Source organism: Pseudomonas viridiflava (assembly GCF_003702045.1).
Classification (GTDB): domain Bacteria; phylum Pseudomonadota; class Gammaproteobacteria; order Pseudomonadales; family Pseudomonadaceae; genus Aquipseudomonas; species Aquipseudomonas viridiflava_C.
Genome location: NZ_RBTP01000002.1, coordinates 33,197 through 57,955, shown reverse-complemented (window position 1 = coordinate 57,955; position 24,759 = coordinate 33,197). Strand labels below are relative to the sequence as shown.

Sequence of the window (24,759 nt, the reverse complement as noted above, 5' to 3'; positions counted from 1 at the left end):
AAGGGGAGGGCGCTTGAATGCGCATTTGCAACTCCATGCGGCAAATGCGGTCACAAGCGGTCGTCATTATGGCGCGTCCCTGTCTGCTGCGGTAGGGCGTGCGGCAGTATGAAGACGGCGGTAGTGCTGTTGCAGGTTGCTGACAGAATTCTGTCATAAGCCTTTGTCACGAAAGAAAATGCATGCTCAAATTGAACGTTGTCAGTAATACTTGAAGGCAGGCAGCCTTGACGCAGGCTTAATATCGGTCATCCAGCCGGTTTAGCGAGTTTTCGTACAGACCTCAAGGCGGGTAAAGCCGTACAATGCCGGCTTTTCGCATTATCATTCAACCGGCTGCCGATCAGGTGCTCCCGCTGGCCGACCGCCCATTTCCATCAGGGCCTGGCTAGTGTCTGTGACAGTTGTTCATAGTCAATCAACGAGATGTTCGCGCTCCAGCGCAGGAAATAAAGCGTTTTGAAGAAATCCACACCAGCACCCAGCGCTGTTCCGCTTTGGCGGCAGCAATTGCATTACCGGCTCAAGGAAGGCGCTCTGATTGCCTTCGGTGCACTGTGCCTTTACCTGATGATGGCACTGTTGACCTACGATCAGAGTGATCCCGGCTGGAGCCATACCAGCAGTGCCGCGCAGGTGCAGAATGCGGCCGGTCGTGCCGGCGCGTTCTGTGCAGATATCCTGTTCATGGTCCTGGGTTATTTCGCCTATATCTTCCCGCTGCTGCTGGCCATCAAGGCGTGGCAGGTGTTTCGTCATCGCCATGAACCGTGGCAGTGGAGCGGCTGGCTGTTCTCATGGCGCCTTATCGGTCTGGTATTTCTGGTGCTGGCGGGTGCTGCACTGGCGCATATCCACTTTCATTTTGCAGCAGGCTTTCCCGGTTCTGCGGGCGGCGTGCTGGGCGAAGTGCTGGGTGATCTGGCCAAGAAAGCGCTGAACATTCAGGGCAGCACGTTGCTGTTCATTGCCTTGTTCCTGTTCGGCCTGACCGTGTTCACCGACCTGTCATGGTTCAAAGTCATGGACGTGACCGGCAAAATCACGCTGGACCTGTTCGAGCTGTTCCAGAGTGCGGCCAATCGCTGGTGGACGGCGCGAGCCGAGCGCAAGCAGATGGTTGCGCAGTTGCGCGAAGTCGATATGCAGATCAACGACGTCGTAGCCCCGGTCGCCTCCGATCGCCGCGAACAGGCCAAGGCCCGCGAGCGCATCATCGAGCGCGAGGCGTCCCTCAGCAAGCACATGACCGAGCGCGAGAAACACGTGCCAGCCGTTATTGCTCCCGCTCCGTCGCGTCCGCCCGAGCCCAGCAAGCGGGTGCAGAAGGAAAAGCAGGCACCTCTGTTCGTCGACAGCGCGGTCGAAGGCACCTTGCCGCCGATCTCGATTCTCGACCCGGCTGAAAAGAAGCAGCTCAACTATTCGCCTGAATCCCTGGCGGCAGTCGGGCACCTGCTGGAAATCAAACTCAAGGAGTTCGGGGTCGAGGTTTCGGTGGATTCCATTCACCCCGGCCCGGTCATTACCCGTTACGAGATTCAGCCAGCCGCGGGCGTCAAGGTCAGCCGCATCTCCAACCTGGCCAAAGACCTGGCCCGCTCGCTGGCGGTGACGAGCGTGCGCGTCGTCGAGGTGATTCCCGGCAAGACCACCGTGGGTATCGAGATTCCTAACGAAGACCGCCAGATCGTGCGGTTCTCGGAAGTGCTGTCAACGCCTGAGTACGACAACGCCAAGTCCCCTGTGACCCTGGCGCTCGGCCATGACATCGGCGGCAAGCCGGTGATTACCGACCTTGCAAAGATGCCGCACCTGCTGGTGGCGGGTACGACCGGTTCCGGTAAGTCGGTGGGTGTGAACGCGATGATTCTGTCGATTTTGTTCAAGTCCGGCCCCGAAGACGCCAAGCTGATCATGATCGACCCGAAGATGCTGGAACTGTCGATCTACGAAGGCATTCCGCACCTGCTGTGCCCAGTGGTGACCGACATGAAGGACGCTGCCAACGCACTGCGCTGGAGCGTGGCCGAGATGGAGCGTCGCTATAAACTGATGGCAAAAATGGGCGTGCGTAACCTGTCGGGCTTCAACCAGAAGGTCAAGGACGCTCAGGACGCCGGAGAGCCGCTGGCGGATCCGCTGTACAAGCGTGAAAGCATTCATGACGAAGCGCCACTGCTGACCAAGCTGCCGACCATTGTGGTGGTGGTGGACGAGTTCGCCGACATGATGATGATCGTCGGCAAGAAGGTCGAGGAACTCATCGCCCGTATCGCCCAGAAAGCCCGTGCGGCCGGTATTCACCTGATCCTGGCTACCCAGCGTCCGTCGGTCGATGTCATTACCGGCCTGATCAAGGCCAACATCCCTACGCGTATGGCATTTCAGGTATCGAGCAAGATCGATTCGCGTACCATCATCGATCAGGGTGGTGCGGAGCAATTGCTGGGCCACGGTGACATGCTCTACATGCCACCCGGAACCAGCCTGCCGATTCGTGTGCACGGTGCATTCGTTTCCGACGAAGAGGTCCACCGTGTGGTGGAAGCCTGGAAGTTGCGCGGCACGCCGGACTACAACGACGATATTCTGGCTGGCGTCGAAGAGCCGGGCAGCGGGTTCGATGGCGGTGGTGGCGAGGGTGGTGACGACAGCGAGAGCGATGCGCTCTACGATGAAGCCGTCAAGTTCGTGCTGGAAAGCCGTCGCGCCTCGATTTCCGCCGTTCAGCGCAAGCTCAAGATTGGTTACAACCGGGCGGCCCGCATGATTGAAGCGATGGAAATGGCCGGTGTCGTGACCGCCATGAACACCAACGGGTCACGCGAAGTGATCGCGCCAGCCCCCATGCGTGACTGATCGTCAAGCTCAAGACTGCGTCGACAGTGAGCGCTGCTCGCTGTCGCTACATCCCAATGACTGCAAAGAGGAATTCCATGCGTCTTATCCGCATGCTGTTGGCAACCGCACTGACCTTCTCCGTAATTCCCGCCCATGCAGACAGCAAGGACGTGACACGCCTGACCCAGTTGCTGGAGAACTCCCGCACGCTGAGTGCGCGCTTCTCGCAACTGACGCTGGACGGCAGTGGCACCCAGTTGCAAGAAACCTCGGGCGAAATGGCCTTACAGCGTCCAGGCCTGTTCAACTGGCACACCGATGCGCCCCAGGAACAACTGATGGTGTCGGACGGTAAAAAGGTATCGCTCTGGGACCCGGATCTTGAGCAGGTGACCATCAAGACCCTCGATCAACGTCTAACCCAGACTCCGGCATTGCTGCTATCGGGCGATGTGTCCAAGATCAGCGAGAGCTTCGATATCACCACCAAGGAAGCGGGCGGTGTCATCGACTTCGTGCTCAAGCCCAAGACCAAGGACACGCTATTCGACAGCCTGCGCCTGTCGTTCCGTAACGGCATCATCAATGACATGCAGTTGATCGACAGCGTGGGGCAGCGCACCAACATCCTGTTCACTGGCGTGAAGGCCAACGAGCCGATTCCGGCCAGCAAGTTTCAGTTCCAGATTCCCAAGGGTGCTGATGTCATTCAAGAGTAAAAAGGCCTGATTCCGAACCATGGACCTGTTTAGCCGCGAACCCATCGCTCAGCCACTGGCCGCACGTCTGCGTGCGACCAATCTGGACGAGTATGTCGGTCAGGAGCACGTGCTGGCTCATGGCAAGCCTTTGCGCGAGGCGCTGGAGCAGGGCGCGTTGCACTCCATGATTTTCTGGGGGCCGCCGGGCGTGGGTAAGACCACGCTGGCCCGGCTGCTGGCCAAGGTATCGGATGCGCACTTCGAAACGGTTTCCGCCGTGCTGGCCGGTGTGAAGGAAATTCGCCAGGCTGTCGAGGTGGCCAAGCAGCAGGCTGGCCAGTACGGTCGGCGTACCATTCTGTTCGTTGACGAAGTGCATCGCTTCAACAAATCGCAGCAGGATGCGTTTCTGCCTTATGTTGAAGACGGCACGCTGATTTTCATTGGTGCCACCACCGAGAATCCCTCGTTTGAACTGAACAACGCGCTGCTGTCCCGAGCCCGAGTCTATGTGCTCAAAAGCCTGGACGAAGCGGCACTGCGCAAGCTGGTGCACCGCGCGCTAACTGAAGATCGCGGGCTGGGCCAGCGCCACCTGACGTTGAACGATGAAGGCTTCGCCATTCTCATGGCCGCCGCCGATGGCGATGGTCGGCGCATGCTCAACCTTTTGGAAAATGCCTCCGACCTGGCCGAAGACGGCAGCGAGATAGGCACTGAACTGTTGCAGAGTCTGCTGGGTGACAGTCGGCGTCGTTTCGATAAGGGCGGCGAAGCGTTCTATGACCAGATTTCGGCGTTGCACAAGTCGATTCGTGGCTCCAATCCGGATGCGGCGCTGTACTGGTTCGCCCGCATGATCGACGGCGGGTGTGACCCGTTGTACCTGGCGCGCCGCGTGGTGCGCATGGCGAGCGAAGACATTGGCAACGCTGACCCACGGGCCTTGCCACTTTGCATGTCGGCCTGGGATGTGCAGGAACGCCTGGGCAGCCCCGAAGGGGAGTTGGCGGTCGCTCAGGCGATTGTCTATCTGGCCTGCGCACCGAAAAGCAATGCGGTGTATATGGCGTTTAAAAGCGCCATGCGCGAAGCGTCCGAACACGGCTCGCTCGAAGTCCCGCTGCACCTGCGCAACGCGCCAACCAAGCTCATGAAACAGCTGGGTTATGGTGAAGAATACCGATATGCGCATGACGAGCCGGACGCGTACGCCGCAGGTGAAGATTACTTCCCTGACGAGTTGGAGCCGCGCCAGTATTATCAGCCGGTGCCTCGCGGCCTCGAACTCAAGATCGGCGAAAAGCTCAGGCACTTGAACGCGCTGGATGACGCCAGCCCCCGCAAGCGGAGAAAGTAGTGATTCAGACCATTCTTGCGGTGTCGATCGCCGGTATCGCTGGTACATTATTGCGCTTCGCGGCCGGTACATGGGTCAGTGCCCATTGGCCGCGGTATTTCTATACGGCGACGCTGGCGGTAAACATCGTCGGCTGCCTGATCATCGGCATTCTTTACGGGCTGTTTCTGCTGCGTCCTGAAGTGCCCATCGAGATTCGTGCCGGCCTGATCGTCGGTTTTGTAGGGGGTCTGACGACCTTTTCATCCTTTTCACTGGATACGCTGCGCCTGCTGGAAAGCGGGCAACTGCCACTGGCCCTGGGCTATGCCGGTATCAGCGTGTTCGGCGGGCTGCTCGCAACCTGGGTTGGCCTGTCCCTGACCAGACTTTGATAGACGAGAGAACGATATGCTCGATTCCAAACTGTTACGTACTCAACTTCAGGACGTAGCGGATCGCCTGGCTTCCCGTGGCTTTACACTGGACGTCGCCCGTATTGAAGCGCTGGAAGCCCAGCGCAAGGTTGTGCAGACCCGCACCGAACAGCTGCAGGCCGAGCGTAACGCCCGTTCCAAGTCCATCGGTCAGGCCAAGCAGCGCGGCGAAGACATCGCGCCTTTAATGGCGGATGTCGAGCGCATGGGCACCGAGCTGAGCGAAGGCAAGGTGGAGCTGGACGGCATCCAGGCCGAGCTGGATGCATTGGTGCTGAACATTCCGAACCTGCCGCACGAGTCCGTGCCGGTTGGCGCTGACGAGGACGGCAACGTTGAAGTCAGCAGTTGGGGCACGCCGACCCGCTTCGATTTCGAAGTCAAGGATCACGTTGCGCTGGGCGAGCAATACGGCTGGCTGGACTTTGAAACTGCCGCCAAGCTTTCCGGTGCGCGCTTTGCCCTGTTGCGCGGCCCGATTGCCCGTCTGCATCGTGCGCTGGCGCAGTTCATGATCAACCTGCACATCAACGAGCATGGCTATGAAGAGGCTTATACGCCTTATCTGGTTCAGGCGCCTGCGTTGCAGGGTACGGGTCAGTTGCCGAAGTTCGAAGAAGACCTGTTCAAGATTTCCCGCGACGGCGAAGCTGACCTGTACCTGATCCCGACGGCGGAAGTGTCGCTGACCAACATCGTGTCGGGCGAGATTCTGGACGCCAAACAGCTGCCCATGAAGTTTGTTGCTCACACGCCTTGCTTCCGCAGCGAAGCAGGCGCGTCGGGGCGCGACACGCGCGGCATGATTCGTCAGCATCAGTTCGACAAGGTCGAAATGGTACAGATTGTCGCGCCGGACGAGTCAATGGCGGCGCTTGAGTCGTTGACCGGCAACGCCGAGCGCGTTCTGCAGCTTCTGGGGCTGCCGTATCGCAAGCTGGCGCTGTGCACCGGCGATATGGGTTTCAGCGCCGTGAAGACGTACGACCTTGAAGTCTGGATTCCGAGTCAGGACAAGTACCGCGAAATCTCGTCGTGTTCCAACTGTGGTGATTTCCAGGCGCGCCGTATGCAAGCCCGCTGGCGCAACCCTGAAACCGGCAAGCCGGAACTCGTCCACACGCTGAACGGTTCCGGGCTGGCGGTAGGTCGTACGTTGGTAGCGGTTCTTGAAAACTATCAGCAGGCGGACGGTTCGATCCGTGTACCGGACGTTCTCAAGCCCTACATGGGCGGTCTTGAGGTCATCGGTTAAATGGAATTCCTGCCGCTGTTCCATAATCTGCGTGGCAGCCGAGTGCTGGTGGTCGGCGGCGGTGAAATTGCCTTGCGCAAATCCCGGTTGATCTTCGAAGCAGGGGCCATCATCAGGGTGGTCGCGCCAGAGATCGAAACTCAGTTGGGCGAGTTGGTCGTCCAGAGCGGCGGCGAGATGATTCTGCGTGGCTATCACGAAGATGATCTGGACGGCTGCGTGCTGATCATCGCTGCCACTGATGACGAGCCGCTTAATGCCCAGGTATCCCACGATGCCCGGCTGCGCTGTGTTCCGGTCAATGTGGTGGATGCGCCTGCGTTGTGCACGGTCATTTTTCCAGCCATCGTCGACCGGTCACCGCTGGTGATTGCCGTTTCAAGTGGCGGTGATGCTCCCGTGCTGGCGCGACTGATTCGCGCCAAGCTGGAAACCTGGATTCCTTCGACTTATGGGCAGCTTGCCGGATTGGCGGCGCGCTTTCGTCATCAGGTCAAAGGGCTGCTTCCAAACGTGCAGCAGCGCCGTGCGTTCTGGGAAGAAGTTTTCCAAGGAGCCATTGCCGATCGTCAACTGGCCGGGCAGGGTGCCGAAGCAGAGCGCCTGTTGATCGCCAAGATTGCGGGCGAGCCGCCGGCGCAAACCGGCGAGGTCTATCTGGTGGGCGCAGGCCCCGGTGATCCTGATTTGCTCACGTTCAAGGCGTTGCGCCTGATGCAGCAAGCGGATGTGGTGCTGTACGACCGCCTGGTAGCGCCCACCATCCTCGATCTGTGCCGCCGCGATGCCGAGCGGGTTTATGTCGGAAAGCGTCGTTCCGAACATGCCGTGCCGCAGGATCAGATCAACAAGCAATTGGTGGACCTTGCCAAGCAAGGCAAGCGGGTGGTTCGCCTTAAAGGCGGTGATCCGTTCATCTTCGGCCGAGGCGGCGAGGAAATCGAAGAGTTGGCGGCGCACGGAATTCCGTTTCAGGTGGTGCCTGGCATCACCGCCGCCAGCGGCTGTGCAGCCTACGCCGGCATTCCGCTGACTCATCGAGATCATGCCCAATCGGTGCGGTTCATTACGGGTCACCTGAAGGATGGCAGCTCGGACTTGCCGTGGTCAGATCTGGTGGCTCCAGCGCAGACGCTGGTGTTCTACATGGGATTGATCGGTTTGCCAGTGATCTGCCAGGAACTGATCAGACATGGTCGTTCTGCGGACACGCCAGCGGCGCTGGTTCAACAGGGCACCACGACCCATCAGCGGGTGTTCACGGGCACGCTGGCCAACCTGCCGCAACTGGTCGCCGAGCATGAGGTGCATGCGCCTACCTTGGTCATCATTGGTGAAGTGGTTCAGCTACGAGAAAAGCTGGCCTGGTTCGAGGGTAATCAGGCCACTGTCTGATGCTGGCTAATGGATAGCCCGCTCGGGCTATCCATCTTCACTCATTCACTTTTTCCAGACGCCCATGCCGGACAGCCGTTCACGGTCGTGGCTGGCCTCAAGATTCAATGCCGGACCCTTGGGGATGATTGCGGTAGGGTTGATGGTGCGATGGCTCGCATAATAGTGGCGTTTGATGTGCTCGAAATTCACCGTCTCGGCGATACCCGGCCATTGATAAAGCTCGCGCAGCCAGTTGCTGAGGTTCGGGTAATCCGTGATACGCCGCTGGTTGCACTTGAAGTGGCTGTAATACACCGCATCAAAGCGCACGATGGTAGTGAACAGTCGCACGTCGGCTTCGGTGAGGTGTTCGCCCGCCAGATAGCGCTTCTCGCCCAGTAGCTTCTCCAGCTCGTCCAGTTCGGCGAACACGTCGTCGAAGGCTTCTTCATAGGCATTCTGCGAGGTGGCAAAGCCTGCGCGATACACGCCGTTGTTGACGGCGGGATAAATGCGCTCATTGAGTTCATCAATGGTCGGCCGCAGCGCTGACGGGTAAAAGTCCAGTCCATTGCCCGTCAACTCGTCAAACGCCGAGTTAAACATGCGGATGATCTCCGCTGACTCATTGCTGACGATTCGCTGTTGCTGCTTGTCCCACAAAACCGGCACCGTGACCCGCCCTGTGTAATGAGGATCATCAGCGGTGTAGCGCTGATGCAAAAACGTCAGGTTGTCGAGCGCATCGCCACTGGAGCCTTTTTCCCGGTCGAAGGTCCAGCCGTTTTCCAGCATCAGCCAACTGACGACTGACACATCGATCAGGCTCTCCAGTCCCTTGAGCTTGCGCAGGATCAGCGTGCGATGCGCCCAAGGGCAGGCCAGTGAAACGTACAAATGGTAGCGGTCTGCCTCGGCGGCGAAACCGCCTTCACCAGAAGGCCCAGGCTTGCCATCAGCGGTCACCCAGCTGCGCCGCTGGGCATTCTCGCGCTGGAATGCTCCGTCTTTGCTGCTCTCGTACCACTGGTCTTGCCAGCGTCCTTCGACCAGAAGGCCCATGTCTGAATCCCCGTTTCCGATTAAGTACCGTTTGGAGATCAGTCTAGTGGCATCGGTTCGTCCGAAAAGCGCAAATAGTGACCTATAAGCATCGAATGAACCGATCGGTTAAAGGTTTTTGTCGCGACGCGCCCAGAATACCTCGGCCTGCGCAAACGCTTCATCACGCGCACTCCCCAAGCCGCGCAACGCGAGCGCGATAGTCGATATCAATGCCAGTTGCGGGTAGCTGTCTTCAATCTCACCACGCCACAATCCAACCAATTGCTGCGGTTCAAGGGTGGCCGGTTTGACGTGTCGACGAGGCGAGAGGGCAGGCCACTCCTCATCCCACGGCTGTCCGCCGGTGGTGCCGTACAAGTGGCTGATAGTGTCCGGATTGATCTCGATTTCGCCGCCGTCGCCCTTGACCACGATAGCGTTGTCGCCCAGCAGGCTACTGGCGTCGCGGTGTACGCCCTGGTAGCCGGGGTGGAAGATGCTTTGCAGCCCGCAGCGTGCGTGCAACGGATTGAGAATCCGCGCCAGCGAATGGATCGGCGAGCGCAAGCCAAGGGTGTTGCGCAGGTCGATCATGCGCTGCAACTGCGGTGCCCAGTCGGCCAACGGGATGAACGCCAGATTATCGTGCGCCATTGCCGTTTCGACGGATGACCAGTTGCGGCACAGCGGAATATTCAGCACGCCGAGCAACTGCTCAGTGTAGAGCCGCCCGGCAGTATGTGCGCCGCCGCCATGCATCAGGATCTTGATGCCGTTCTGGGCCAGGCACTTGGCGGCCAGCAGATACCACGGCAGATGGCGCTTCTTGCCCGCGTAGGTCGGCCAGTCGATGTCGATCTGAATCGGCGGGGCATTCAAGCGCTCCCGCACGGCCTCGGTGAAACCGGCCAGCTCGTCCGGGCTTTCTTCCTTATGACGCAACAGCATCAGGAACGCGCCGAGCTGGGTGTCTTCGACCTTCTCGTCGAGCACCATGCCCATTGCCTCGCGGGCTTCTTCGCGCGTGAGATTGCGTGCGCCGCGCTTGCCTTTGCCCAGAATGCGGACGAACGGAGCGAAGGGATGCTCGGCGGGTGTTTCGGTGACAAGCGGGGTAAGTTCGTTCATATGCAATTGGTCGGCTTCGGCAGGCCCGCCAGCTTGGCGGCAAGTTTGGCGGGGGTGCCGTTGAACAGGCGGTTAAGGTGCATGCTGTTGCCTTTCTCGACGCCCAGCTTCAAGGCGGTGTACTTGATCAATGGGCGGGTCGCGGGAGACAGCTGAAATTCTGAGTAGAATGCGCGCAACAACTGAAGAATTTCGACGTGCTCGGCAGTCAGCGGCAAGCCTTCTTCGGCAGCCAGCGCGTGAGCGACTTCCAGGGACCAGTCGTTCAAATCCTTGAGGAACCCTTCCTTGTCGAGTTCCAAGGTGCGCTCGGCGACGATCAACTGCTTCATAGCCAGGTGTTCACTTTGTCAAAACGGATCGACAGCGCGACGAAGCCTGCGTAATCCACGCTGACCGCGCCGGTCGGCAATACGATGTTTCGTGCCAGAAGGTCTTCATCCAGCGCATACAACGATTCAGTGCTCGCCTGCAGTCTGGCCAGCACTGCGCTGGTCGGCATCAAGGCGTAGGTGGCATCGCCGCAGAGCAGAATGCCGTCGTCATCGCCGAGCAGACGCAGGCAGCTGTCGAGCCGGCTGTCGGTGAAGGGGGAGTGTGAAAGAACGTGCAAAGTACTCATCAGATCGTTATCACCTGGTCATAGCGCTCGAACAGCGCCGACAGCTCGGTCCTGCCTGAGAGCACAAGGATGTCTTCATTCAGGTCATGAGCTTGAACCCCGCGTTCAGCGAGGCTCTGTGCGCAGGCGAACAGGTCGTCGACGCCAAACATCGACAGCGCTTTGAGATTGGCTGTCAGGTCTTTCTGTTGCACGGCGGCCGCAGCCTGTCGTGGCAGCAGTTGCAGCACACCGTCATCGAGAAACAGCAGGCCGATGGGCAAATCGAACGCGCCTCCCGCTAGCACGATGTCCAGGGCCTCGCGAGCGCCAGGCCCTGACCAGGGCGACTGACGGCTGACAATCAGCAGTGACCTGGGCATCTTATGGCCCTCCGAAACAGATCAGTCGATCGGCCGACTGCACGGCATCGTGCAACTGCCCCAGCCCGGACAAATCCCAAGGGGCCAGCAGATTGGCGGCAGGCCGCTCGTAGCGCTGCGCCTCTTCATCATTCAACACGCCACGGCGCAGGGCTGCGGCGATGCACACCACACCATCGAGCCGATGCTCGACGATGAACTCGCGCCACTGGCGTGGCAGATCCTGCTCGTCCTGAGGTGTCACGGCGTTGGCCGAAGCGCTGTGTACGCCATCCTGATAGAAGAACAGCCGGACAATCTCATGCCCGCCCGCCAGCACAGCCTGTGCAAACAGCAGCGCACGCCGGGAAGAGGGCGCATGGCCCGCAGAAAACAGGGAGATGGCGAATTTCATTATCGGCTCTGCCAGTAAAACATGCGCAATGATAAAGAATTCGAGGGCGTTCGTGTGAGTTTGCCAGCGGACTGGTATCGCCTGCGTGGCGAGGAAAGCGTCTGCCAGTCCCTGCGTCAACGAACGCCGTGGGGTCGCTCTCGCCAAACCCCAGAAACGACAAAGCCCTGAATAATCAGGGCTTTGCGCTACTTAATATGGCGGAGGCATAGAGATTCGAACCCTTATACAAGGTAGCCCCTATATCTCTTCATTTTCAGGCAATTCACTTGCAATTGATCGACGGATAGAGCTTAGCAAAACAGGGGCTTTCAGCCAAGTAACTTTATCTTAAAAGCATGCAGCTGGTTGCATTCTTAACAAGTCGGCCATCTTCCAAACTGACGTTTGGGGATCAAAGGCTTGTCGCCGCGATCCTTAACTCAACTGAGACTTTCACCCCGCGCGGGCAGGGGGGCCAGAAATGAAGTTCGGAATATTGCCACCATGCTTTTGAATGACACCAAAAAATAGTTAAGAACTCGATGGTTCGGATCAAGACGTTGAGGTATTTGGCTGTGGGTGACGTTCTTTGTTGAGAGGAGACTTTGCATTCAGAAGTCGAGCACTCCATGAGTCTCTCGACTCTGCGGGATGCGTTGATTACGAGCCTGTCGCAGAAAAGCAGAGAGTGGCCGGTTCCACATTGTATACAATTCGGTCTTGGGGGTAGCGCACGAAAAACCCGGTAAGAATATCTGCAGCCTGGATGCCGACGGAGTCCTCGTAGCGTGAGATCGATAGCTCTGCTTGCTGAAGGAACTTGTAGTCTGCGATGGGAGATACCTCTCGCTCTGGCATCGCTTCCTCGGCGGCTTTCTTGGCCGAAAACAGGATGTCTTCAAACTGGGTCTGCACGTGGTGAACCAATTTTACTGGTTCGATTTGGCCACCATTTTTCAGAAGTGGAATGGTTGAGGTTCCGAGCCTCAATTGGCTGATGTTCACTCAGCAGTTTCCAAGTAAGCCTCATCGGCGCCTCCATTCTTTTGCATCCAAATGCCGTTCAGAGCTGCTGAGCATCCAATCAAAGGTGTCCGTCCGGGAATCCCACCTGCGCGACCTCAGAGGATCAGGGGCAGTCGATACCTCGCCTCTACAAGTGCTGCGCCCCCCCTTTCGAGATTGCGCTCACTCCCCGTTTCTTCAATACATCCTACGCTGCGATAAAATCGGATAGCTCGCTCATTTTTGGTCAAGACCCAAAGGGTTAAACGCTGATAACCTTGCTTTATTAAATGCTGCAACCCGGCCTGCCACAAAGCAAAGCCGACTCCAGTTTTCCAGTGTTCAGCAAGAACGTAGAGAGCCATGACCTCAGCTAAATTTTCTGCGGCTATATCCTCATCTCGGCATACCCCGACAGATATCCAGCCGACCAGCTCGTTGTTCAGCTCAGCGACGAATACGTTCGATTCACCCGACTCAATCGAGCGAATCCAATAGGATTCCCGCTGTGGCAGCGAAGCGCCCAATGACAGCAAATATTCAGCAGGCATCAAGTCACGATATGCGTCTTGCCAACTGCTGATATGGACTTGCGCAATAGCTTTCGCGTCCGATGGTAATGCTTTCCGAATCATAGGTGCTCCTTTTCAGACTCTCGACGTTTTGCCTCAGGGTATCACCCCGTCCGTTACTACACCGTATGCCACTTATGCGGAAGTAGTTCCTCAATTTCACTCGCTTTCTGCGTCGGCAGGCGCGTGAGATCGATAATTTGCTACCGCATAAGTGGCAAGCGATTTAGTTACGCAGATTCTGATGGCTGTCCTCATGCTAAGCTTCAATTGACCAAATCTGATAACTGAACATGCCTTGGGGGCCATTTACGTGGAGTTTTCAAGCTTTTCACGTTAGCGACGAACGCTTCGTGTGCCCCCCAGCATTCGCGTCCCATTGGTATGTAGATATCTAACTTGGTGAGCGAAGGGTTGCTCACTCTCTTGCTCCATCCACATAATCAATAAAAACAAGAAGAGCATTGAAAATGTCCGATTACGCTAATTTCACCATGTATGTTGATATGGATTCCGATAAGGCCCTTCGCTTTCGGCATGAGCTCAAGAAAGAAGAGAGTTGCCATTTTAGCGACTATCAGGATATCGGACTCATCTATATGCGGTTGAGTAGTGCCATACGCACCAGCCCGGATTTTGTGAAACCGGCCGTGGAGTATTTTCAGAGCGCTATGCGCCGTAAGGGCTTTCAAGAAGATGAGATTCGGGTGCTGCTTCATGCTGAAAGCTGGGAAGAGCGGATGCGTTTCTCGTGGTATGCGGTGAGCGAACAAGCGCGAGCGTCAAGCACTGTCGTCGATTACAACCGTTATCAAAACTACTGGCCAAATTTGGATTTCTGCAAGGAGGGGTGGGGGAAAGATCCTTATGTTTTGATAACCTTGTAATCAAACGCCACCATTGAGTTGTGTGACTGAATTCATCTTCATATGCGATAGGTCTTTAGCCAACAGGCATTGAAAGCTTCCAGAAAATGGGCGTTTCCTTTCTGGACAGGGCCCTACGGGCGTCTATCCTTACGCCTCCGCGCTCCGCTTGGCATTGATCACCGCTCCAGCGCCATGGTGCTCGTGTCCCGGGAAATGGACTGACTTCGCTCGCATAACGATTCGAGTTGTGGTTCGATTCGAAATGTCCGCGCAGTACCCCAGTTTAGATCTACGCGCGTTCTCCTAGATGCAAGATGCAAACCGGACTGTCCAACTCACGATAAGGATCATCAATGACGCCCAGTATTTCTGAGTTCTCGTACGGCTACGCGGTGACAAACGAAGTGGTGAAGTTGCTGGGGACGTCTATCGCGGCTGCCCCCCAGTTTCCCACGCTGTATGCTGAAGGTCAGGCAGGCGGAGGGTATGACGTCAAGATCGTTGGGGGCAGCCCGGTTTTCTTGCAGTTCAAGCTGAGCCATCGCATGGTGCGAAGCAATTGCAAAGAATACGACCTGATGGGTGGGCCTTACTACCGGTGGCATCTGCATTCGCTCCAGCGCTCGGATCAGCACAACCTGCTTCTTGATCTAGAAAGCAAAGGAAACCTCGTGGTCTACACAGCCCCTATGTTCGATGAGTCTGCAGAGCTGAACAGCTATTTCCTGCATGACGGAGTCCTGGATAACTCTGCCGCCTTTCTCCCCTCCGACATTGGGCCGCTTCCGGATGAGAAGGATCACTATATGGTATTCAACAGAGCAGGCTTGGTTCATCGCTGCTCTGAAGATCCCGTTCCGGCAAAGTTCCAAACCCTGAGCCGATTCCTTCAAGGCCAGTTGAACAAGCCTAAGCCGCAATCGCTGGAAGCCGGTGGGGTAATCAAGTTGGGCGATCAGATTGTCGAGGCTGTGAAGGTAGCCAAGTCACGTCGTAGTCAAGACAGCGGTTCTCGACCGTCAGAGATTGATACCGAGGAACTCAGCAAGGTGATCCGAGCCCGGCCTTCGCTTGTGACCCTGTCGCTGATATCCCGGACAGTCCTCGACTCTGAGCTGTTAGTGATTAACCCTCAATGGCAGCGCACGCCTAAGCTTTCGCCGTAGCTCGATTCATGTGGGTTAATTTCCATCTATCTAAATGGGTACCTCTACTTAGATAGATCGTCGTGACTCGGCAGATTTTCCCCTAGAAAAGCACTGGTGAGCCGTTTCAGGGTAGCTGTTGAACAGGTGGTGGTCGATAAGAGTGTTCCCTCTAATATCCTAGGCTTCCCACGCGGGTGCTGCGAAATCGTCTCGGAGCTTATGGGTAATTATTTGAACTGGGCATTGGGGACTTTCACTATGTCTGCTCGACGAAAGACGATGCTTCACACGCCTGGCTTGAGCTTGATGGACTGATCATCGACATCACCGGTGACCAATTTCCTGGTCGTCCACCGGTCTACGTTGGCGAGCCCGACGCTGGTATGGCGAGTGGGAGGAAGACACAAGACGCTCTGCAATCTACGACCCTAATGCGTCCGACTATGGCGATGAACGCGATTTTCTCGACCTGATCATTGAAAAGCTCAACAAACCTAAAGCGCCATCTTAGTTTTACGCCGTCCCTCGGGCATCATGAGTTGAGTTCTACCCTGACTTCGCACTGCACTTTCCAGACATGACTTTCGGTGACCCAATGAGCGTAATGCCTGAAGCCTTCACTAGGGACGAACAACCCGTCTATGCTGGCCGATACACTCGTGAGCATTGGGACGCCCTCAAGGCCCAGTCACTCCAAGACCCTCATGCATTCAAGATGCCCTGCTGCGCTTCGCGCGCGGTGCTGAAGACCAGCATGAACGGCGTTCAGTTTTTTGCGCATTACTCGGACGAATGCGCTACGGCGCCGGAGACGGTCTGGCACATAGAAGCCAAAGACTTGGTGTTCGGAGCACTCAAGCTATTCGGGCTCAACCCCCGCAGTGAGGTATCAGGTGGGGCAGGGAAGGATCGATGGCGGGCCGACGTGTACGTGGAGATGGGTGAGCGCAAGGTTGCGATCGAACTCCAGCGTTCATATCAGCACCTTAGGGACTTCGTCCGCCGGCAAGAACGCTATGCCAGGTCGGGGGTCGAATGCTATTGGCTGGTACGCCATGAGGTTGGGCGAACCTTGGGCAAGTCAATTATGACGAAGCGCTGGAAGGAGGAGTTCGATAGAAAACTCCCTCCACAAGGCCACATGATCAATAACTGGCCCATGTTCTATTTTGGCATGCTAGTACCCGAGCAAGATCCCAATGTGATAACACCAGGACTGCAGCTAAGCCATTTCGAGTTACTCGCTCACATCTACAACGATGACCTTCATTGGAACGGCATGCAATGGGCTGTGAAACGCGCTGATTGAAGCTTCAAAATATGCGGTTATGAGCATGCAGATTTTAGGGTCGCCCGTGTCTCTGCGTAATACTTAATCTATGAACCCGCTTAGGCCCAACTGGCCCAAGATGAGCCGCTCCCCATTTTCTGAGGTTTCCAAATTAAATGACACGCTGAAACAGGAATAAACGCGAATCGCTTTGTTTGGCTCTGTAACCCCATTCGCGTTACCCATGACCCCATGGAAGATGCATGAATCGTATTGGTTAATTACTTGGTTTTGGTGGTGGGGGAGCAATGTGTTTTTCCATATGCCCGCATGAGCTGAGGCCCCCAACACGGTAGTGTGAGCAGCCCCAGGTGTTGAATTTTTTTCGAAATACCATATGACCCCCGCTGGCAGGGCACACGGCGAGCCAGCCATTGCATTTAGGTGAGACGCAGACCCGGTAGCGTCCTGAGACAGTCATCGGTGCATTACACTCGTCGCACCCGTCTTCGATGTGCCTGCACGGTAGAAAGTTCGAACAGCCAATGAAGGGTTGCCCAGTAGTCCCGTTAACCCGGTTAACCAGGAACCCCTCTTTGCACGCGGGGCAGTTGGTTGCGATCGCGTTAACCTGTTCAGGGCTCGCTGCCAGCTCTTCCAGATCTAGCGGATATTTGCCGTCTATCAGCTCACGTACGAAGGGTGAGGATCGCATCATGTCGCAGATTAAGTAGACCCTGTGCTTGGCGCGGGTCAGAGCGACGTAGAACAAACGCCTCTCTTCGGCGTGAGGGAAGGCTTCAGCTTTAGGCTGCAGGGCCTCGATTAGCGGATGCGTAACAATCTCGGACGGCAGCCCGTACTTCCCTTTGCCTAGGCCCAGAATGATAACGTAGTCCGCTTCCTTGCCTTTGGAGCTGTGGATTGAATCCTGTTTGAAGACCAAGTTCGAGTAACGCGCACGGATGGCGTCAAGGTCAGGTAGATGGAATTTGAACCTCGCCAGCAAGTAGACGGTAGAGCCTGGCTTCGCAATTGCGCTGATGCGCGCCGCAGTTCGATCCAGGACTTGGTCGATGGCAGCATCGCCAGCCAGGGAGGCTCTCACTATCGACACCGTAGGTGAGGCTACGATGGTATGGGACTGGATGTCCTTGGTGATCTGGCGGCTGTTCTGCATGATGAACCGACTCGCCACTTCACCGATTTTGCTGTTGAAGCGGAAGGTCTTGTTGAGCTTGCTGAACTGGGTTGCGCCGAAGATTTTCTCGAAGTCGGCGGTGAAGCTGATATCGCTTCCAGTGAATCTGAATATGGACTGCCAGTCATCGCCGACGCAGAACAGTGAGGCATCTCCCCGGCTCTTGCGCAAGGCTTGAACGAGTTCGGCGCGGGACTTTGCAATGTCTTGGAATTCGTCGACGACGATGAATTTCCAAGGGCTCTCGAAACGGTCGTTCAGGACATATTCGTTGGCCATGTTGATCATGTCATCGAAGTCCATTTCTCCTTTGCCTCGAAGCGCTTCCACGTACGCGCTCTTGATAGGAGCCAGGAGTGTCAGGGCAGCGCTGACCTGGCCGGGATTAGCGGATCGGGCTATCAAATCCGCCTGCTGCTGGGCAGACAAATTCGCAGCTCGCACCAGTCCGAGCATCTGCGCCAAGATCTTTGAAAAATCCGAGATCGCTCCAAACTCTCGTAGGGTCTCAAGCACGGCTTCGGGAGGTAGTGGGTTGAGCACCACGCCTGCTTTGACTAGCCGTTGTTCTAGCGACTTAAGTAGAGCACCTTCCTGTTTCTCGTAGTGGAAGGTCTCGATGAGAGTCGTCCCACCCTGAGCGTGTACATTGCGTTTCCACGCCATGTCGGCCTGGTATTTCTGGCGGTCAATGTACGGAGCTGTATTGCCTTGGCGATCGATACCGAAGTGTTCGACGTAGATCCCAAGCTCCGGCAGGAAGAAGTCAGGGCGATAAGCAGCACGATCGGGTGATTGTAATGGGGTGGAGTAGGTGGCCTCGTACCGGTACTCGATCCCGTTCTTGAAGAGGAAGTTTGCGATGTCGCATTCGCCGAACCCTTTGACTGCTTCGCCTTTGAGGGTGCGAATTTGGTTGTCCTCAAGGAATCGGTAGTAGTCGCCAAGCGTTTTGAAATCAAACGGGTTGCGGGCAGGGTGCAGCCACCGTTCAAAATAGTTCAGCAGCAACGCTCTGTATTCTGGCTCTTGCTGATTGGCTTGGAAGACCTGGTCGACGAAATTCGCTGTGAGATCTTCATCCCCTGCCATGTCACTTATCGCGATTGCCTTTTTGTCAGCTGCCTTGACGATGCACCGACCCAGCCGATGGAAGGTTTCAGCTGTTACCCCTTTGATCCCGAGTTTGCTTTCCAGACGTTCCCGTAGCTCCAGGGCCGCTTTTTGGCCGTATGCAAGAAGCAAGATCTCTTCTGGTTTGGCTTGTTCACTGGCCACCAGAAATGCGACTCGACCAATGACCGTGCTGGTCTTGCCTGTGCCGGCACCGGCTAGGATCAGATTATTATCTTCGTCAATCACACATGCTTTGCGTTGTTCAGGCGTCAACGGGTCGCTTTCTACGGTTTCAAACAGATCGTGATAGTCAATCAGGGCTTGGGCGACGTAGGAGTCGCGCGATTCTTTCAACCAGCCATCGGGGTTCTTGGTAAGTTCCAACATCCTAATCAGCAGGTTTCGATGATCCTGCCTGAGAATGCCTTCAGGTGGGACAGGAGGTCTGGTGGTAGCCCAGGACAATACTTGCTGACGGTAGGGCTCCCACACGGATGTTCGCAGGTATCGAGAATCCTGCAGGCCATCATCGAACGACTTAAGTCGGCGCTGGGTCTCGATGATGCGGGGAATATACCAAGCCCGGACGAGCTCGTTCCACGCGGCATCTTGTTGTGGTTGGGTGCGAAAATAAAGGCGCCAGGAGCCACGTGGCGTATTGATGTATGCCATGTGCAGGAACCAGATCGGCGATCTTTTAGGATGCTGACTGATTGCCGTCCAGTCGAAGCTCTGGATACCTTCGCGGGTGTGGATTTCGACACCCGTGCCAGAGATAACAAGTTTGCGAGCAGCTGACGGGAGCCATCGGGCCCACCAAGGAGGAGTGAGTTCTTTAACCATTTAATATCAGCACCGGCCTTTGAAAGCGTAGTGGTGCACTTCCTTTTTCAATGGGGCTGGAATCTGGCAGGGCCGGAGTACCCTGGCCAATTAATCGCGGTTAAGCGAAAGGTGACTCAGCTTTCGTTTCCTGAATTGCTGGCACGCCGGGGTAACGAACGGAGGTGGGAGGCGCGACGGCATATACTTTAGGCATGTTTTTGCGTTGACAGGTAGTGGAAGAAGCGGGAAAAGGTGTGAACCCAGCATGTCTCTGATATGGCATTTTGCTATCAGGTGACTTAGAATCATTGGATCATGTATTGCTCTGCTGCAGAGCAGCGGGAGGATGGTTCTGCTTTAGGCCTGATCTATCACCGGCCGTAAGTCGGCGCATCCAGATAAATACACGGACGTTTTTTAGCCTTTGCCGAAGGGCTGCTGCCAGCAGCATCCAGGGCGAAGCGTCCATCGCACGAAAACCGAAACGGACTTCAATCCATGTGGCATGACAACGAGACAACGGTCGACTACCTAAACTTTGGCGTGGTGGCTGATGCCTGCGCTAGTCTTCTGCGGCAGAGTCGTGGCGAGCCGATTTCGATAGGTGTGTCAGGTGGTTGGGGCGCCGGCAAGTCCTCTCTGGTCAAAATGATCGCCGCCCGCCTCGAAACCCCGGTCGCTTCAGCTTCCTTATCGCCGCCTTCCGCCACAGGTGCCCGGCCCCAGCCTACCGACCACCGGTACGTCGTTATCACCTTCAATCCATGGCTCTATCAGGACTTCGAAAGCGCTCGCAGTGCGTTGCTGCAGATCGTCGGCGATGAAGTGCTGAAGCTGGCCAAGGGTGATGAAACGCTGCTGAAGAAAGCCCTCGACCTCTTGAAGCGCATCAACCTGCTACGGTTGGCGCAGTTCGGGGGTGAGGCTGCGATCACGATTACCACGGGTGTACCCGTCGGTGCGATTGGCAAGGCCATTGGGAAGGTTTCAGGTCTCTGGGATGCATTCACCTCAGATGGCGATACGGCTGAAGGGGAAGACAAGAAAGAAGGGGAGTCACTGGAGCTCAAGGCCGATGGTCTTCTGAGCGCGGCGAAGCCGATATCGCTGCCTAACGAAATCCATGCCTTCAGAACCGCACTCGAAAAGCTTTTGGAGGAGCTTGGGATCACCTTGGTGGTGTTTGTCGACGACTTGGATCGGTGTTTGCCGGAGACGGCAATTTCGACTCTCGAATCCATTAGGCTGCTTTTGTTCCTCAAGCGCACGGCTTTCGTGATCGCTGCTGACAACGAATTCATCCACGGTGCAGTGAAGAAGCATTTCGAAGGTACCGGCATCACGAGTGACATCGCCACCAACTACTTTGACAAGTTGATTCAGGTGCCTCTGCATGTGCCGCGCATCGGCGTGAACGAAGCCAAGGCCTACTTGGTGCTGCTACTGCTTGAGCGCGAAGCGAGGGCCGGGACATTTCCACAAGACAAGTTTGATCAGGCGAAGCTGGATATACCGCAACGCCTGGCCCGAAGCTGGCTAGGCGAGACGATTACGTCCACGTTCCTCAACGAGCTCGTGGGAGCCGATACCCGTCTTCAGGCGCTGATGGAACTGGCTCAAGGATTGGCAACGCTGATGTTCAAGTCCTCCAGTATCAGCGCGAATCCGCGGCTCATGAAGCGATTTCTGAACACCGTGTATCTGAGAGAGTCCTTAGCGTTACCTCAAGGAATCACTTTGGACATTCCGGCATTGGCGAAGTGGCATTTGTTGGAGCGCTACAAAGAGGAGCTGGCTGACACGTTGTCGTCCATGGTCAGTTCTGAGAATGACGGGCAGGTAGCGCAGTTGCTGCAGGCCGAGACGTTGGCCCGTGAAGGCGGAACATTGTCCAAACCTTTCGAGGAGCCGTTTGTTAAAGAGTGGCTCCAGTTGGCGCCGGCGCTCGGTACGATGGACTTGCGACCCTTGCTTCACCTGAGTAGAGACACCGCGACGCGCGACTTTGGTGACGACAACATGACTCCCGACGCTCGTGTTCTTCGTGATGTATTGAAAGTAGCTACCAGCGCCAATGAAGCGCTGACGAATGCTATTAACGCCGTTGACGGCGACCAGGCAGAGCTGGCTATGGTGAAGGCTTGGCAGGGCACAGCTTCATCGCGAACATGGAAAGCTACCGTCGAGATGATCATCTTGATTGAGCCTTGCAAGGTTTATCCAGCACTCGGAAGGCGTGCGGCAGGGCTTTTGAGTCTTGCTCCCTTGGATGCGTTGGGGCCTGGAATTATGCCTGTGCTTGCGGGCCAGTCTTGGGCGACGGAAGTCCTGAGATCCTGGGCGGACGATGCTGCTGTGAATGACCGTGCCAAAAGGGCAATCACTGCAGCACTAAGGAGTGCGGTCTAATGGGTACCTCTACATCAAGTGGTGGCGGTAAGGCGGGTTCTCCGTTTGATCCTGAATGGTTGGATCAGGGCGATGCTGCCGGTGGCCCGGCGCCAGATGGAGGAGCGCCAGATGGTGCTCCAGATGATGAGGGTGTTCCCGAGGATGCGCCTGAAAATGGTGAGGCCGGTTTAGAGCCTGCCCAAGACCGAGACATTGCGCCAGATCGCAGGTTTATGCCGGCCCGTTCAAAGATGGGTAAATACCTGTCTGGAGGTGGTCGTGACGCGCTTCGCGGCGCCGCCAGCAGCATGATCAAAAAGGGTATGGGGGGAGCCGGGCGCGCGAGCAATACCATGCGTGGGGTTGCTCAAGGTGCCGGGCGATTAGGATCGTTTCTCGAAGCTGTCAGGGACGGCACAGATCCTCAAGTAGTCGACTGGATTCAGAGGGTTCGCGGCCAGAACCTTTCAGCAAGCGATCTCGCACTGGAGCTCATCAAGGAAGTCATGCCGGGCACCGGCAGTGTCGACGATGAGTCTTTGAGAAATGCCGCCGCTGATGCGCTAGCACAGCTGTACGAGCAGGATCCCAACGTCGACATTTTTCAGCTTGATGATCAGCAGATCACCTCGGTCATCGGTTTCACGATCGCCAACGAAGTTTGCAATCGGATGGATCTGCAGTTGGGCCAGACCTACGAAAAGCTCAAGTATTCACCCGTCGAAATCCAGGCGTTCCGTAACGACATCAAGCAATGGGTTCACGCAGAGGTGCAGCGAATCATGGAAGGTCTGGCGGCGCAGAGAATCGATCCCCAGGCCCTTGCGCATGGCGTGCTGCAGACCGCGCTGGAGGTATTTGCAGAATGATCAAGGTTATTTGTACCAGCGTTGCCCGTCTCCCCGCTCAACTTGCCGAAGGGGAGCGGGCCTTCACCTATTTCAAAGGCGCCAGACGTGAAGGTGTCGGAACCATCGCTAAGGGGTGGCACGGCTCCTTGAAGCGCAAAGGGTTCCGCCCGAGTCCCGCGGCTTGGGACTTCGTTCAGCTCTGTTTGGCCGTCTGCGCGACCGACCTTTGTGCGATGCGCAGTACAAGTGCTGATGGCTGGACTCGGACTATTGAGCTGAGTGTTGGGCTTCATGAACCGTTGCGATGGGAACCGTGGAAGGAAGAGCTTGAGCAACTGCTGAAGGTTCTGACGGGGGACTATTGGACTCTCATGTTCACGGATGCAGGCCTGCCACCTCCTCAGGGCCGTTTCACCGCCAAAGATCAAGATTGTGTTTCCTTGTTGTCTGGTGGCCTCGACAGCCTAATCGGCGGTCTGGATCTCGTGGCTCAGGGTCGGCAGCCTCTGTTTGTTTCTCAGCTGGCTCATGAGGATTCTGAGCGCCAACGCCACTATGCAACCCTGCTTGGTGGTGCCGATGCTCACTATCAGTGGAGCCACGGGATCAGCTTCAAAGGCCCCCGCGAACCATCGACACGTGGTCGATCGTTGGCGTTTTACGCCTTTGCAGTGTTAGCGGCGTCTCGGCTTGATGCTGCACGCCCGACAATCTACATTCCAGAGAACGGATTTATCTGTGTGAACCCCCCACTTGTTCCTGGGCGAGTATCGAGCCTGAGTACTCGCACGACTCATCCTCTGTTCATCAACAAACTACAGCAGGTTCTCGACGGTATTGGCGTCTCGGTGCAGCTGGAATTACCCTACCGGTTCAAGACAAAAGGCCAGATGATGAATGAGTGCCTGGATCAGCCACGCCTAAAAGCGCTGGCCTCCGATACGACAAGCTGCGGGCGATTCCGTACTTACAATCGAACTCACTGCGGTCGCTGCGTGCCTTGTATGATTCGCAGGGCTGCTTTTGGTGCCTGGACATCGGGGGCCGATGCAACCCGCTACGTCTTCCCAAGGTTGGTAGGCAGCGACAAATCCAGCGGGCCAGATGACCCAATGGCTGTAGCATTGGCGGTACTTACGGCGCGAAATAGGGGTATCGACAGGTTCTTGGGAGCATCACTAGCGTTTGCTCCTATTCCTGAGCGACCTCAGTATCGATCTGTGCTCACCAATGGCATCCATGAGCTGGAGGCCCTTTTGACCGGAGACGGATTGCTTTGATGGATTTTCACTGCCATCTCGACCTCTATCCCAATGCACGGGAGGTCTTCGCGCAAGCGGTGGAGAGGAACATGTTCACCTGGCTGGTTACCACCAGCCCCCGTGCATTCTCCGCCACCAGTAAGGTGCTTGGCGGTCATGCAAATGTGCTCATCACCCCGGGACTGCATCCGGAAATCGTGCATGAGCGCTATGGTGAACTCGATACTTTGATCGAGCAGATCAAGGACGCAGCTGCCGTCGGAGAAGTGGGGTTGGATGGTTCCAGACGCTTTCAGCACAGCTACGAAGCTCAGCGCAACGTGTTTTCTGCCGTGGTCGCGCAATGCGCCAACGTTGGTGGGCGCGTGCTGAGCATTCACTCGCGCCAAGCTGCAAAAGACGTGTTGGCTGTTCTTGATGAGCACCCAGGTTTTGGTACAGCTGTTCTTCATTGGTTTACGGGTACAGCTGCCGAGCTTAAGTCTGCCGCGGATATGGGGTGCTGGTTCAGCATTGGGCCGGCAGCGTTTAACTCGGCATCTGGTAAGGCCCTGGCCAAGAAACTGCCTCGTGATCGCGTGGTTCCTGAAAGCGACGGGCCGTTCGCCCAGGTCAATGGTGCCACGGTCATGCCTTGGAGCTCAGGCCAGACGGCTGAGCTGCTGGCTGAGGCATGGGACGTGCCAGTGGGGGAGGTAGCAATGACTCTCGAATTCAACGCTAAACAGCTGATCGGTCTCATACACGCGGCCGATTGACTGTGT

The 24,759-nt window shown here is 56.6% G+C and carries 22 protein-coding genes; 13 read left to right on the top strand and 9 right to left on the bottom strand.

What is annotated here, in order from left to right; genetic code table 11:
* Positions 1 to 459 precede the first annotated feature (459 nt).
* From ftsK to cysG, 6 genes are all read left to right on the top strand, one after another.
* Complete coding sequence (gene ftsK / locus ALP40_RS00285; RefSeq protein WP_122206342.1) at positions 460 to 2,862, top strand: DNA translocase FtsK; 2,403 nt, start codon at positions 460 to 462, stop codon at positions 2,860 to 2,862.
* A gap of 77 nt (positions 2,863 to 2,939) precedes the next feature.
* Entirely contained in the window at positions 2,940 to 3,563 is a 624-nt protein-coding gene (gene lolA / locus ALP40_RS00280; RefSeq protein WP_122206341.1) for an outer membrane lipoprotein chaperone LolA, read from the top strand.
* A 19-nt stretch (positions 3,564 to 3,582) separates the two neighbouring features.
* A complete protein-coding gene (locus tag ALP40_RS00275; RefSeq protein ID WP_122206340.1) occupies positions 3,583 to 4,905 on the top strand; it encodes a replication-associated recombination protein A in 1,323 nt (440 codons plus the stop codon).
* Entirely contained in the window at positions 4,905 to 5,279 is a 375-nt protein-coding gene (gene crcB, locus ALP40_RS00270) for a fluoride efflux transporter CrcB (RefSeq protein WP_004884696.1), read from the top strand. The genes ALP40_RS00275 and crcB overlap by 1 nt, the downstream gene beginning before the upstream one ends.
* 16 nt (positions 5,280 to 5,295) lie before the next feature.
* On the top strand, positions 5,296 to 6,576 hold the full coding sequence (serS, locus tag ALP40_RS00265; RefSeq protein ID WP_122206339.1) for a serine--tRNA ligase: 1,281 nt from the start codon (positions 5,296 to 5,298) through the stop codon (positions 6,574 to 6,576).
* On the top strand, positions 6,577 to 7,971 hold the full coding sequence (gene cysG / locus ALP40_RS00260) for a siroheme synthase CysG (protein WP_122206338.1): 1,395 nt from the start codon (positions 6,577 to 6,579) through the stop codon (positions 7,969 to 7,971).
* Positions 7,972 to 8,016: 45 nt separating this feature from the next.
* Here the strand turns inward: cysG and ALP40_RS00255 are convergent, their stop codons facing one another.
* From ALP40_RS00255 to ALP40_RS00220, 8 genes are all read right to left on the bottom strand, one after another.
* Positions 8,017 to 9,015: a glutathione S-transferase family protein gene (locus tag ALP40_RS00255; RefSeq protein WP_122206337.1), complete on the bottom strand. Its 999-nt coding sequence runs from the start codon at positions 9,013 to 9,015 to the stop codon at positions 8,017 to 8,019.
* Between the two features lie 108 nt (positions 9,016 to 9,123).
* Positions 9,124 to 10,125, bottom strand: coding sequence for a glycosyl transferase family protein (locus tag ALP40_RS00250; protein ID WP_122206336.1), 1,002 nt, complete (start codon positions 10,123 to 10,125; stop codon positions 9,124 to 9,126).
* Positions 10,122 to 10,457: a TusE/DsrC/DsvC family sulfur relay protein gene (locus ALP40_RS00245; RefSeq protein ID WP_122206335.1), complete on the bottom strand. Its 336-nt coding sequence runs from the start codon at positions 10,455 to 10,457 to the stop codon at positions 10,122 to 10,124. Before ALP40_RS00245 ends, ALP40_RS00250 begins: the two co-directional genes overlap by 4 nt.
* Positions 10,454 to 10,747 (bottom strand): sulfurtransferase complex subunit TusB, encoded by a 294-nt coding sequence (gene tusB, locus ALP40_RS00240; protein WP_122206334.1) that lies wholly within the window; start codon positions 10,745 to 10,747, stop codon positions 10,454 to 10,456. The genes ALP40_RS00245 and tusB overlap by 4 nt, the downstream gene beginning before the upstream one ends.
* Positions 10,747 to 11,109, bottom strand: coding sequence for a sulfurtransferase complex subunit TusC (gene tusC / locus ALP40_RS00235; RefSeq protein WP_122206333.1), 363 nt, complete (start codon positions 11,107 to 11,109; stop codon positions 10,747 to 10,749). Before tusC ends, tusB begins: the two co-directional genes overlap by 1 nt.
* 1 nt (position 11,110) lies before the next feature.
* Positions 11,111 to 11,503 (bottom strand): sulfurtransferase complex subunit TusD, encoded by a 393-nt coding sequence (gene tusD, locus ALP40_RS00230; RefSeq protein ID WP_122206332.1) that lies wholly within the window; start codon positions 11,501 to 11,503, stop codon positions 11,111 to 11,113.
* A gap of 642 nt (positions 11,504 to 12,145) precedes the next feature.
* A complete protein-coding gene (locus ALP40_RS00225) occupies positions 12,146 to 12,490 on the bottom strand; it encodes a hypothetical protein (protein WP_044324018.1) in 345 nt (114 codons plus the stop codon).
* 116 nt (positions 12,491 to 12,606) lie between these two features.
* On the bottom strand, positions 12,607 to 13,125 hold the full coding sequence (locus ALP40_RS00220) for a GNAT family N-acetyltransferase (RefSeq protein WP_122206331.1): 519 nt from the start codon (positions 13,123 to 13,125) through the stop codon (positions 12,607 to 12,609).
* 407 nt (positions 13,126 to 13,532) lie between these two features.
* Here ALP40_RS00220 and ALP40_RS00215 point away from each other — a divergent pair, with 407 nt between their 5' ends.
* From ALP40_RS00215 to ALP40_RS00205, 3 genes are all read left to right on the top strand, one after another.
* Positions 13,533 to 13,949: a hypothetical protein gene (locus ALP40_RS00215; protein WP_122206330.1), complete on the top strand. Its 417-nt coding sequence runs from the start codon at positions 13,533 to 13,535 to the stop codon at positions 13,947 to 13,949.
* A 335-nt stretch (positions 13,950 to 14,284) separates the two neighbouring features.
* The gene (locus ALP40_RS00210; RefSeq protein WP_122206329.1) at positions 14,285 to 15,097 is read left to right on the top strand and encodes a hypothetical protein; all 813 of its coding nucleotides are present in this window, start codon (positions 14,285 to 14,287) and stop codon (positions 15,095 to 15,097) included.
* A 586-nt stretch (positions 15,098 to 15,683) separates the two neighbouring features.
* A complete protein-coding gene (locus ALP40_RS00205) occupies positions 15,684 to 16,388 on the top strand; it encodes a competence protein CoiA (RefSeq protein ID WP_122206328.1) in 705 nt (234 codons plus the stop codon).
* Between the two features lie 238 nt (positions 16,389 to 16,626).
* Here the strand turns inward: ALP40_RS00205 and ALP40_RS00200 are convergent, their stop codons facing one another.
* Positions 16,627 to 19,509, bottom strand: a complete 2,883-nt coding sequence (locus tag ALP40_RS00200; protein WP_122206327.1) for a UvrD-helicase domain-containing protein — start codon at positions 19,507 to 19,509, stop codon at positions 16,627 to 16,629.
* 480 nt (positions 19,510 to 19,989) lie between these two features.
* Between ALP40_RS00200 and ALP40_RS00195 the strand changes: the two genes are divergently transcribed.
* Genes ALP40_RS00195 through qatD form a run of 4 tightly spaced genes read left to right on the top strand, consistent with a single transcriptional unit; the run spans position 19,990 to position 24,753 of the window.
* Complete coding sequence (locus tag ALP40_RS00195; RefSeq protein WP_122206326.1) at positions 19,990 to 21,900, top strand: P-loop NTPase fold protein; 1,911 nt, start codon at positions 19,990 to 19,992, stop codon at positions 21,898 to 21,900.
* The gene (locus ALP40_RS00190) at positions 21,900 to 22,751 is read left to right on the top strand and encodes a hypothetical protein (protein ID WP_122206325.1); all 852 of its coding nucleotides are present in this window, start codon (positions 21,900 to 21,902) and stop codon (positions 22,749 to 22,751) included. The genes ALP40_RS00195 and ALP40_RS00190 overlap by 1 nt, the downstream gene beginning before the upstream one ends.
* Entirely contained in the window at positions 22,748 to 24,013 is a 1,266-nt protein-coding gene (gene qatC / locus ALP40_RS00185) for a Qat anti-phage system QueC-like protein QatC (protein WP_122206324.1), read from the top strand. The genes ALP40_RS00190 and qatC overlap by 4 nt, the downstream gene beginning before the upstream one ends.
* Entirely contained in the window at positions 24,013 to 24,753 is a 741-nt protein-coding gene (qatD, locus tag ALP40_RS00180; protein WP_122206323.1) for a Qat anti-phage system TatD family nuclease QatD, read from the top strand. The genes qatC and qatD overlap by 1 nt, the downstream gene beginning before the upstream one ends.
* The last annotated feature ends 6 nt before the right edge of the window (positions 24,754 to 24,759 follow it).

Bases quoted from the DNA above. Each gene is read 5' to 3' on its own strand.
- lolA (WP_122206341.1), top strand. From the start codon at position 2,940: ATGCGTCTTATCCGCATGCTGTTGGCAACCGCACTGACCTTCTCCGTA.
- ALP40_RS00275 (WP_122206340.1), top strand. From the start codon at position 3,583: ATGGACCTGTTTAGCCGCGAACCCATCGCTCAGCCACTGGCCGCACGT.
- serS (WP_122206339.1), top strand. From the start codon at position 5,296: ATGCTCGATTCCAAACTGTTACGTACTCAACTTCAGGACGTAGCGGAT.
- cysG (WP_122206338.1), top strand. From the start codon at position 6,577: ATGGAATTCCTGCCGCTGTTCCATAATCTGCGTGGCAGCCGAGTGCTG.
- ALP40_RS00255 (WP_122206337.1), bottom strand. From the start codon at position 9,015: ATGGGCCTTCTGGTCGAAGGACGCTGGCAAGACCAGTGGTACGAGAGC.
- ALP40_RS00250 (WP_122206336.1), bottom strand. From the start codon at position 10,125: ATGAACGAACTTACCCCGCTTGTCACCGAAACACCCGCCGAGCATCCC.
- ALP40_RS00245 (WP_122206335.1), bottom strand. From the start codon at position 10,457: ATGAAGCAGTTGATCGTCGCCGAGCGCACCTTGGAACTCGACAAGGAA.
- tusB (WP_122206334.1), bottom strand. From the start codon at position 10,747: ATGAGTACTTTGCACGTTCTTTCACACTCCCCCTTCACCGACAGCCGG.
- tusC (WP_122206333.1), bottom strand. From the start codon at position 11,109: ATGCCCAGGTCACTGCTGATTGTCAGCCGTCAGTCGCCCTGGTCAGGG.
- tusD (WP_122206332.1), bottom strand. From the start codon at position 11,503: ATGAAATTCGCCATCTCCCTGTTTTCTGCGGGCCATGCGCCCTCTTCC.
- ALP40_RS00220 (WP_122206331.1), bottom strand. From the start codon at position 13,125: ATGATTCGGAAAGCATTACCATCGGACGCGAAAGCTATTGCGCAAGTC.
- ALP40_RS00215 (WP_122206330.1), top strand. From the start codon at position 13,533: ATGTCCGATTACGCTAATTTCACCATGTATGTTGATATGGATTCCGAT.
- ALP40_RS00210 (WP_122206329.1), top strand. From the start codon at position 14,285: ATGACGCCCAGTATTTCTGAGTTCTCGTACGGCTACGCGGTGACAAAC.
- ALP40_RS00205 (WP_122206328.1), top strand. From the start codon at position 15,684: ATGCCTGAAGCCTTCACTAGGGACGAACAACCCGTCTATGCTGGCCGA.
- ALP40_RS00200 (WP_122206327.1), bottom strand. From the start codon at position 19,509: ATGGTTAAAGAACTCACTCCTCCTTGGTGGGCCCGATGGCTCCCGTCA.
- ALP40_RS00195 (WP_122206326.1), top strand. From the start codon at position 19,990: ATGTGGCATGACAACGAGACAACGGTCGACTACCTAAACTTTGGCGTG.
- ALP40_RS00190 (WP_122206325.1), top strand. From the start codon at position 21,900: ATGGGTACCTCTACATCAAGTGGTGGCGGTAAGGCGGGTTCTCCGTTT.
- qatC (WP_122206324.1), top strand. From the start codon at position 22,748: ATGATCAAGGTTATTTGTACCAGCGTTGCCCGTCTCCCCGCTCAACTT.
- qatD (WP_122206323.1), top strand. From the start codon at position 24,013: ATGGATTTTCACTGCCATCTCGACCTCTATCCCAATGCACGGGAGGTC.